The following is a 9,501-nucleotide window of genomic DNA, read 5'->3' on the forward strand; positions in this document are numbered from 1 at the left end:
TAGGTTTTTACAGTGTGTCAGGTATCGGATAATGGGTATCCACTTTGCCTACGATCTTCAGCAGTTCCTCTTCTTCGACGATCTCTTTGTCAATGAGCTGAAGTGCCAGTTTTTCTATCTTGTCCCAGTGTTCATTCACCAGATCTTCTGTACGTACCCTGGCAACATGTATCCAGTGTAAAAACCTCTTTTCAATTTGGAGACTGAGAAAATCACTGTCAAGGAGCACAATGGACTCAATATTGATCAAACCCAGTTCCTTGTCCATACCAAGATTGTTAATCGCCGCATAAATATTCAGTGATGCCTGCGAGAGATCATTCACGGCACCGCTGTCCATTTTTTCTTCTCCGGCCTTTATGATCTTTGACATACGTCCAGCCAGCAATACGCAGACATCATTGAAAAGCTCTTCTTTTGTAATATTCGATATGGCATCTTCTGCATTGTATGAAACAAAACCAAGCATTTTGCTCCGGCGGGAAATCGTGACCTGTTCGATCTTGATATGCGGCAGAAGGATCGTGGAAAGCACAGCATGCGCAGCTTCATGATAGGCTGTCATTCTCAACTCTTCTTCAAGGTTTTTCACCATCTGGGTCTCGATCTTGTGTCCGTACTTAATAATATTGATCTGCTCGATGAGGATCTCTTCCGTGATCCACTTTTTATCTTCTTCTATGACATTCAGCGCGGCCATACGTCCCAGTCTTTCAAGTTCCATGGCACTCATGCCGGTAATATAGCGTACGATACGGTCAACATCTATTTTGGGATCATGCGGTTTTTTCAGTATGCGTTCTATAAAGAATTTTCTTGCATCTTTGTCAAGTTTTGATACTTCAATAAGAAAATCGAGTTTCTGAGGTGCGGTGAGTACGGGATCGACATCTTCAAGTGTTTCCGCAGTGGCTACCGTAAAGACCATCGTATCCACTGACTCTATGACTTTGGCGATATCTGCAAAAGAAACATTGGTCACAGTTCCCTGAATCACACCTTTGATGTCGATATCTTCCAGGATCACCACACAAGGTGCATGTTTTGATGCCACCTCATAAACTTCTTTAATGTAGTCGAGTTCAAACAGTTTCGATCCGGCTATTTCAATATAACTGAGCCCGGCCTCTTTGACGAACGCTTTTGCCAGCATACTTTTTCCTATGCTCGGCGGCCCGTAAAGCAGCATACCCTTGGGGATGGGAATATCAAATGCTTCCAGCCTTTTAGGCTCATTAAGGATCTTTATGATGGACCTGAGTCTTTTTTTAATCTGCTTGTGCCCCACCACATCATCAAATCCTATTTTGGAAGTTTGAAGTTTCGGTTTGTCTTTTGTTTTCTTTGCCGGCATCATTTATTCCTTTTCTTTTTCAGGCTAATTTTAACATATCATTCCCTCTAATGAGCCTATAGACTTGACCCCAAATTCTGGAATAGCATAGGAAAAATCAAATTCGGGTATAATACGCTCAATTTAAATAAAGAGAAAACTATGTGTGATTTTAATACTTTGAGTGACGAAGAAAAACAGCATTATCATGAACTGCTTCTCGATGCGGCAGAGAAATTCGGTGGCAGGAACTTTTTCCTGCATTTGATTGAAGCGATCCGGGAAACAAAACCTCATCCTTTAACCGCTGCAAACCGTGAATTTGCTTTTGAGCTTGGAACGGTCAAGTGGAATAAAGTGATCTTCGACGACAAACTGCAGCTGCTCCGGAAAGCCCGCATTAACGAGAGCAAACAGAACAATCTTCTGCCGTCCAAAGAGGAGAAGGGTTACAAAAAAGTACTCAATCTCGTCCGGACACTCAAACCGATCGTGTTTCACGTCAAGCCTGCCCGTAAAGAGGAGGGGCCCGGCTTCTTTTTTCAACCTTTCGAACGCGTAGATGACGAGACCACCAAACTCAACCCTCTCTTCGATGCACTCTTCTTCTGTGCCATCGAGACCGTAAAGAAGATACTGAACTATGAACCCAGACAGTAGAGCGGAAAAAGACGGCAGGAAAAGAAGCAATATCCGGTACGGAGTGGATGTTGCTGTTGTGTTGAAAGAAGATCAAAGTACGGGCTATCTTACCTACGGCAAGGTCCAGAAGATCCTCACCAACTCCCCTACCCATCCCCATGGCATCAAAGTACGGCTCAATACCGGTGAAGTGGGACGCGTGAAAGAGATACTGTGACGCTTTTCATCGACGGCGATGCTTTTCCCAATCTTCTCAAGCCCATTGTGCTGCGCAGTATCGAACGCCTGCACATTCCCACCAAAGTCATTGCCAACAAGAAGATCAACATTGGCAAGTCGGCATATATCGAATATATCATCGTAGATCAGGGAGCGGACGAGGCGGACCACCGTATCGTCGAGCTATGTAAAAAAGGTGATCTTGTTATCACCGCAGACATTCCCCTGGCGGACCGGATCATCAGCAAGGGAGGCCATGCGATCGACCACAGAGGGGAACTCTACAGTGTAGACAACATCAAACAGTATCTGGCTATGCGGAACCTGATGGAGAGTATCAGAGAAAGCGGAGAAATAACAGGCGGTCCCAAAGCCTTCGGACCCAAAGACGCCCATGCCTTTGCCAACCAGTTCAATGCGTTTTTGGCGAAGCACTACACAGCCTAAATCTCTTCATAAAATAAGATAAAAAAAATTTACACTTTCGAACTATATGAAAAAGACCATTAATCAGATCGATCATCCTTTTATGAACTCTTATTACCGCACTAAGTAATAATGACAACGAGTACCACAATGACTAAAAAAGTCAAAGCAATGAGTATTTTATTTTTGGTTGAAGTATCACTGCCGTAATGAGCATACTGATTACTCCGACATCCTACACAATCCTCACCAAAATAATGCTCACCGCATTTTGGACAAGTCTTTAATTCTCTTTTATGCATGGTAATCCCTTCAAAACAACAGATTTTCTCATAAACCATAATACCAAGATCCATGGGATGATAGAAAAGCGTGGAGAGATTATAGCACTTTTTTTCCTCGTTTCCGCGTCGAACACCAAAGAGAAAAGCATGGGCTCAGCTTTTCCGGTACAGCACCAGTACGATACCATGCTGACCGAAATAATGCCGTTCCACTTCTTTCAGTTCAATACCGGACAAAAGGTCAGGCAGTCCGCCTTTTTTGATGTAGGACTTGAAATTCCGGTAGTGGTCTCCGCCTGCGATCCATTCGATAAAATAGATCATCCATTTTGAGAAGACAGCAGTTTTTTCGCTCAGTTCGTAATCTACGATGAGGAGATCAGCACCCTGTTTCGTGACACGCACCATCTCTTCAACAATCTTTCGGGCAGAGGTATAGTCTTTTTCATGCAGGGCAAAGGCGGTCATTGTCAGGTCGAATTTTTTATCTTCATAATGCATGTGTGTAGCATCCTGTCTGACACAGTCTGCTTTCTGTGCCCCCTGCTGCGCCACTTTCAGCATGGCATCCGAAAGGTCTATCCCCTCTGCGTTAAATCCATGCTTTCCAAGGAGTTTCAACTGGTCGCCTGTACCGCAGCAGACATCGAGAATGGATCTGTACTTGTATTTTTTGACCAGAGCCAGGACCCTGCTTCTGATCGGCCGGATGAAAGGGCCGAGAAGCCGGTCATAGATCTTTGCCGAGTAGCGGTACTCTTCCATTATATGAGAAACTCTTTTCTGAGCGTCTCTTTGTCGATGACCTTGTCATGGAGCGACTTCAGCGGCATACTCTTCCTGTACACGATCTGGGCAGGCAGCATATAGTTCGGCAAATGCTTTTTAAGCTCGAAGAGTATCTCGTTGCGGGGCAGTTCGCTCTTCGAACCGTACACCATCACGATCTCCTCTTCTATCTGTTCATTGGGAATGGAGAAGACCGCACACTCCGTGATCTCTTCTATATTGGCATACACCACGCTCTCTACCTCATGCGGGCTGACACGGAAACCCTGCGTTTTGATCATGTCATCCTTGCGCGAAACGAAGTAGATATACCCCTCTTCATCCGCATAGACATAGTCGCCGCTGGCAATGACGATCTCATCGGTCAGCTGGCCTTCCGGGTGCAGTACCTTATCGAGAATATGGATACTCTTGAAACGTTTTTCAGTCTCGTCCGGTGCATTCCAGTAGCCTTTGTAGATGCAGGCACCGCGGTGGATCAGCTCACCCACCTCCCGCGGCTTGCACGCTTCCCCTTCTTCATTGATGATGTAGAGTTCCACATCGGGGATCGCCTTTCCTATGGAGTTGGGACGGATGTGTATCTGTGCAGGGTCCAGATAGGCTGAGCGGAACGCTTCGGTCAAGCCGTGCATGGAGTAGAATGCCGTATCGGGGAAGTGTGTCGTGATATTCTTGACCATCAGCGGCGTAATGTTCCCGCCCGAAGAGGTGAGGACTCTGAGATGCTTGAAATGCTCCGGCTGGGGAATGCGGTGCGGGTCTTCGTCGAACATTTGTGTGATGTGTATGGGCATCAACGGCAGTACTGTGATGTTCTCGTCTATCAGATGCGAAAAGAAGTCTGCCGGCAGTACGAATTTGTGGATCGCCAGTGTCGCCTTCCTGTAGAGTGTCGTAAAGATCTGGTTCAGCCCGTAGTCGAGGTTGAAGGAGAGGATACCCGAAATGACATCCTCTTTCCGGATATCCAGATACTTCGAGACGATCCTCGCCCCGTCAGTCAGCGCACGATGGTCTATCACGATCCCGCGCGGGTTTCCCGAAGAGCCGAAACTGTAAGTGATGACTGCATTGTCATGCCCTTTGATGTCGCACTTCACTTCAGCGGTATAGCACTTGTAGATCTCTTCAAACGAGACATCACTCTCTTCGCTGGCTTCATAGGAAATGATCTTCCCTGTAAAGTCGATCGCCTTGATATTCTCTATCTTGACCTTGTCGGTGATCAGGCAGGCAATATTGCAGTCGTCGATGATATGCTGTATCTGTTCGGACTTAAGCAGCCTGGTGATCGGTACAAAGACATACTCCGTTGACAGCACGGCAAGTATGGCGATGACCTGTTCGGCACGTTTGTTGGAGTAAATGCCTATACGGCTGCCTTTTTTCAGTCCGAGCGTCGTAAGATAGTGTGCGATCTGGTCGACCTTCTCCATGAGCTGGGCATAGCTGTACTGCTCATGGCCGTGTCTGAGCCCTATCTTTTCAGGCTCGCTCTGGGCTGCGATCTCCAAGAGGTTTCGAATACTGTTCACTGACATGACTACTCCTTTATACCGTAAGTCCAGATCTCATAATTGTGATCAAGCAGAATCTTGGGTGCATGGTGGAAATGCAGGATCTTTCTATAGAAGAAAAGCACGATGTCATCCACTTCCTCCTGGGTGAGCACCTTGGTAATGCCTCCCGTCAGTACGATACTGTTGAGGATCTCCAGATTGAGCTCGATGTAGGAAGCATGGTGTTTGGAAACTTTGTACAGCACCAGGAAGATCGCCAGCTGCATCAGGGTTCGCGTGGCTTTTTCGCTGTATTCTTCGAGGATGTTCTCCGTCACATTCAAATGCTCCAGAAGCTCAAACACAAACTCGTTGTTCTTTGCCGTATGCACCAGACTTTCCCGCGATTTGAAAACGCCCAGTTTCTTGAAGACCAGCCTGTCATATCCGCTGTCGGTCAGAATATTGTCATTCACCAGATCACGGCTGTAGTGAATATCCGTGGTCGCCCCGCCGATATCCACCACGATGAAAGGGTCAGCCACATCCATATGCTCACTGATCCTTGAAAGGGACCGGTTGACGATGTAGGGTGTCGAGAAGATCTGGTTGACCGTGATACCGTAAAGCTGTTTGATATCCTCTTTCCCCATGATATCTGCCTGATAGAGATCGGTCAGATAAGTCTTCAGCGCTTCTTCCCGGATCTTGAGTTTGTCCGAGATCACATTTTCCAGTACCACAAGGTTTTCTATGTGCTCCTGCAGGAACGGGACACTTTTCTTTGTGCCCACATAGACGATATTCTGGTAATTCACCTTTTCCAGATAGGCCGGAAGTTTTTCGTCAAAGACATTTTCCACACTGTCGATGCCCCCTACGACGATGACGACATCGATCATTTCTGTCGGTACGGGTTCCTGCTCTATCTTCGGGTAGAGTACCGTGTCGATAATGTTGATACCCGAATTAAAAGCGATGTTGATGGCATATTTCAGGCTGAAAGAGTTGGTCAGCCCGATGATCAGCGTACTCAGCCCGCCATTGGCGGAAGAACAGATATGGATGTCTTCCGGTCTGCATGCTTTAAGCAGATCGGCGCACTTGCCGCTGAGATCGTCAAAGATATTCCGGTTGAAATCCCTGAAATACTGCTCGATCTCTCCCTCACGGGCCACTTTGAAGTAGGTACTTCCTATATCTATCATTAATTTACTGTTCATAGCATGATCCCTATATCCTGAATGATCTTGTCCACCACGCGTTCCCCCTCGGCCAGTTTGATCTTCGAACGTTCAAAGGCGAAACTCCTGTCCGAAATAGGCAGTTTGCCTTTTTTCAGAATACGGATATTGCTCTGCGGGTCACGGATGGTGATCACTTCGTTGGCATTGATGATATGCGGCGAGAACGGGATGTCGACATACCCTTTTTTGATGGAGTTGAAGACTTTTCTCCAGAGCGTATCCGCCCCGTCGTTGAAGACCGCTTCGAGGATCTCGTCAACTTCGTTGGTCAGGTTCTCCTCCTCTTCCTCATCACTTACCGTCGGCAAGCCCTTGAGCATTCCCAGCGTGTACTTCACATTGGCCACCGCCATGGCATTGGCCTCTTTGGTCGGGATACCGAAGGCTTCGTTCCGTGTCTTGGTGATGATCTTGTCCGCCCCGACCATGGCTGCGATCACCGTCGAAGTGTTGATAAGTGAATCGGAATACTCTTTGTTGTACGGGAACGCACCCATCCACTGGTGATAGACAAGGTTGATCGTTGCATCTTCATGACCGAACCTGTCGGCATACTTGCGGGAAAGTTTCTTGATGACATTCGAAGAGACGATATCCTGCAGCATCGAACCGGTCTGCGAAAAGCTCACGGAGAAGGATTTCACACCTTCTTCCAGAGAAAGCAGCATCTCCAGCAGCTGTATCACGATGACGATGGCCGGCGGCTGCAGCGTCGCGGAAAGCGGCCCGAAAGATTCACGGTTGATGGGCTCGTTGAGTTCGGAGTACTTCGCACAGACCCTTTCCACATATTTCCAGTAGAGGAAGGCTTTGTCCATAGGAAAATTCTTCGAATACGGCAAAAGATAGGTGATAGGACCGCCCTCGATCTCGAATATCCCCGATGCCAGGGCCGTTTCAATCAGCAGGCGTGCATCGGGTGTACCGTGACGCAGGCTGACCGGCGTATCGTAGTGCGTGATCATCTTCCGGGTGGTCCGGTAGCCGTGGTTGACCAGCGGGTAGCCGTTGAGCATATCGACATCATTCTCTTCCGAGAGGGCCAGCATTTTCTTTGCCGAAGCGTAGTCATTCAGACGGGTGTTGGAATCAATGGTCAGGGGAAGCACATCGACATGGGCTTCTTTGAATTCTTTGTAAAGCTGAAAAACTTTGTTATAGGTCGGGAATCCCCCGCGCGGCTGCACCAGCATATGGTCAGTGGTTTTAAACGTATGGGAGATGAAAAGGTTCTTGCTCGCACCTTTGATGAATTCTTCCACCTCTTCAAAGTCGAAACGGTCTATATATTCATTGCTGACGATGATCTCGCGTTCGCGTTGCAAAAGGCTCATTTGCGTGCCTCCAGTGTGGCTTCGAGCCGGTCAAGACCTTCGTTGAGGTCGACCTGGTGAAAGACCAGGTCGAAACCGTAGTTCCGGAATTTCGGGACGATGAGTTCCGGGTCCATCTCCCCTACACCAAGGTTACCGCCTATCATAAAGACCACATCCCTGAAATCGTACTGGCTTTTGAGTATCTTGAGGTCACGGCACCACCCTTCGGCTTCACCGTTGAGCGAAGAGATCAGCAGTACGTCCGCATCGGTCTCTATCACCGCATCCATGAACTCTTCAAGGTACGTGTTCACCCCCAAATTGAAAACTTCAAATCCGCGCTCTTCCAGCGAAATATCGATCAGTCTGTTGGCAACGACATGAATATCGTTTCCCACCACTCCGGTTACTACTTTCATTGCTCTGCTTTGTAATGGAATACATTATTCTATCGAATTATAGATTTTTTTTAGTATAATCACCCCTATAATACTATAAGATGAGGAAGCACCATGCCTTTTTACACTGCCGACATTTCAGACGAACACCACGAAAAAGTTCAGGTACTCTCCCCCGAATACCACTCTTACGGAGGGGCCGAAAAGTGCAAAGGCCCCATCGCCACGCTCAGGCTCAACGAGGAGAATTCGGACCTTATCGCGATGCTCAAAGAGCCGGGTGAAGGGTGTGTCGCAGTAGTAGATGTAGACCGGGCGCACTACGCAGTCGTGGGAGAAAACCTGATGAAGCTCGCCCAGAAGAACAACTGGGCAGGCATTCTCATCAACGGCTATGTACGAGACACGCATATTACAAAAACCATTCCCGTGGGTCTGTGGGCCTTGGGTACCTGTCCGCGGAAAAGCCATACAAAACAGCCCGGAGAACGTGATGTTGCTTTTACGTTCGGCGGTGTGTTCTTCAAAAACGGGGAAATTCTTCTTGCGGATCATGACGGGATCATCGTCATTGACGAGGAGAGTCTGGAGGGATGAGAGGCATCGGATAGACCGATACCCGCGGGACTGTTAAAAGTTTTGCGTCAGTCCGATAGAATCAAATATTCTAAAGGGGACCTCTAAAGGATTATGACTTCCCAAGCAGCTCTCGAAGCAAAGTTTGAATCTCATCTCTCAACTGAAATACGAAACCGTAAAAACGGGAAATCCTCCAAGACGATGGAACATAGTGTCCGTTATTGCCAGAAATCAACAAATCAAGGAACACTTTGTCCAAATAACGGCTATTTTCAGGCTAAAAGGACATAAGAAATAGTTATAAAAACGTGAAATCCTGTAAAAATCTGCAATTTTACCCTCTTTTCATCAATATCAAGACATATTTGATATACTCTTAATACGGAAATATCGTAATAGCAGGACATTGTGTTCCGTTAATAAATACACATCAAGTCTGCTACCAGAATACCCTACGGTTATTCTGATATCATACTGAATGGCGACATAAAAGCAATAAGAAGGAGAGAAAATGAAAGTACAGCATAGAGAACCAGCAAAAATAGATCCAAGTTGTGAAATTCGTCTTGGAGTTGCTTCATGGGATGATGGAAGTAATACCGCTAAATCTATAAAGTATACATGGTTTGATAAAAATGGAAAAGCTGCTCGTGGTGGAGAATTTCCAGTAGAGGCACTGCCTCAAGCTTTAGACTTTGCAATTAGAGAAGGCTATATAAGCTTGTAGCCTAACAAATCATTGTAGAGAAATATTTGACCCTGCGGC

The 9,501-nt window shown here is 46.9% G+C and carries 12 protein-coding genes; 5 read left to right on the forward strand and 7 right to left on the reverse strand.

Annotated elements, in window-relative coordinates; translation table 11 throughout:
* Nucleotides 1–7: 7 nt before the first annotated feature.
* Entirely contained in the window at nt 8–1,354 is a 1,347-nt protein-coding gene (locus tag F8L24_RS03145) for an AAA family ATPase (RefSeq protein ID WP_294951658.1), read from the reverse strand.
* Between the two features lie 141 nt (nt 1,355–1,495).
* Between F8L24_RS03145 and F8L24_RS03150 the strand changes: the two genes are divergently transcribed.
* Genes F8L24_RS03150 through F8L24_RS03160 form a run of 3 tightly spaced genes read left to right on the forward strand, consistent with a single transcriptional unit; the run spans nt 1,496 to nt 2,641 of the window.
* Nucleotides 1,496–1,993, forward strand: coding sequence for a hypothetical protein (locus tag F8L24_RS03150; RefSeq protein ID WP_294951660.1), 498 nt, complete (start codon nt 1,496–1,498; stop codon nt 1,991–1,993).
* The gene (locus F8L24_RS03155) at nt 1,977–2,192 is read left to right on the forward strand and encodes a YwbE family protein (RefSeq protein ID WP_294951662.1); all 216 of its coding nucleotides are present in this window, start codon (nt 1,977–1,979) and stop codon (nt 2,190–2,192) included. Before F8L24_RS03150 ends, F8L24_RS03155 begins: the two co-directional genes overlap by 17 nt.
* Nucleotides 2,189–2,641 (forward strand): YaiI/YqxD family protein, encoded by a 453-nt coding sequence (locus F8L24_RS03160; RefSeq protein WP_294951664.1) that lies wholly within the window; start codon nt 2,189–2,191, stop codon nt 2,639–2,641. Before F8L24_RS03155 ends, F8L24_RS03160 begins: the two co-directional genes overlap by 4 nt.
* Before the next feature lie 101 nt (nt 2,642–2,742).
* On the opposite strand, the gene F8L24_RS03165 is transcribed toward F8L24_RS03160, so the two are convergent.
* The 6 genes from F8L24_RS03165 to glmS all read right to left on the reverse strand — a co-directional run bounded on the left by F8L24_RS03165 (nt 2,743) and on the right by glmS (nt 8,177).
* Nucleotides 2,743–2,922 carry a hypothetical protein gene (locus F8L24_RS03165; protein WP_294951666.1) on the reverse strand — a complete coding sequence of 60 codons (180 nt, stop codon included), beginning with the start codon at nt 2,920–2,922 and terminating at the stop codon, nt 2,743–2,745.
* 135 nt (nt 2,923–3,057) lie between these two features.
* Entirely contained in the window at nt 3,058–3,669 is a 612-nt protein-coding gene (locus tag F8L24_RS03170; RefSeq protein ID WP_294951668.1) for a class I SAM-dependent methyltransferase, read from the reverse strand.
* Entirely contained in the window at nt 3,669–5,237 is a 1,569-nt protein-coding gene (locus F8L24_RS03175) for an AMP-binding protein (protein WP_294951671.1), read from the reverse strand. The genes F8L24_RS03170 and F8L24_RS03175 overlap by 1 nt, the downstream gene beginning before the upstream one ends.
* Nucleotides 5,238–5,239: 2 nt before the next feature.
* Complete coding sequence (locus F8L24_RS03180; protein WP_294951673.1) at nt 5,240–6,418, reverse strand: glutamate mutase L; 1,179 nt, start codon at nt 6,416–6,418, stop codon at nt 5,240–5,242.
* On the reverse strand, nt 6,415–7,776 hold the full coding sequence (locus F8L24_RS03185; RefSeq protein ID WP_294951675.1) for a methylaspartate mutase: 1,362 nt from the start codon (nt 7,774–7,776) through the stop codon (nt 6,415–6,417). Before F8L24_RS03185 ends, F8L24_RS03180 begins: the two co-directional genes overlap by 4 nt.
* Complete coding sequence (gene glmS, locus F8L24_RS03190) at nt 7,773–8,177, reverse strand: methylaspartate mutase subunit S (protein WP_294951677.1); 405 nt, start codon at nt 8,175–8,177, stop codon at nt 7,773–7,775. The genes F8L24_RS03185 and glmS overlap by 4 nt, the downstream gene beginning before the upstream one ends.
* A gap of 93 nt (nt 8,178–8,270) precedes the next feature.
* Between glmS and rraA the strand changes: the two genes are divergently transcribed.
* Complete coding sequence (gene rraA, locus F8L24_RS03195; RefSeq protein ID WP_294951679.1) at nt 8,271–8,753, forward strand: ribonuclease E activity regulator RraA; 483 nt, start codon at nt 8,271–8,273, stop codon at nt 8,751–8,753.
* Between the two features lie 493 nt (nt 8,754–9,246).
* On the forward strand, nt 9,247–9,462 hold the full coding sequence (locus F8L24_RS03200; protein ID WP_294951680.1) for a hypothetical protein: 216 nt from the start codon (nt 9,247–9,249) through the stop codon (nt 9,460–9,462).
* Nucleotides 9,463–9,501: the final 39 nt, after the last annotated feature.

The sequence above is a fragment of the Sulfurovum sp. genome (assembly GCF_015493435.1).
Classification (GTDB): Bacteria; Campylobacterota; Campylobacteria; order Campylobacterales; family Sulfurovaceae; genus Sulfurovum.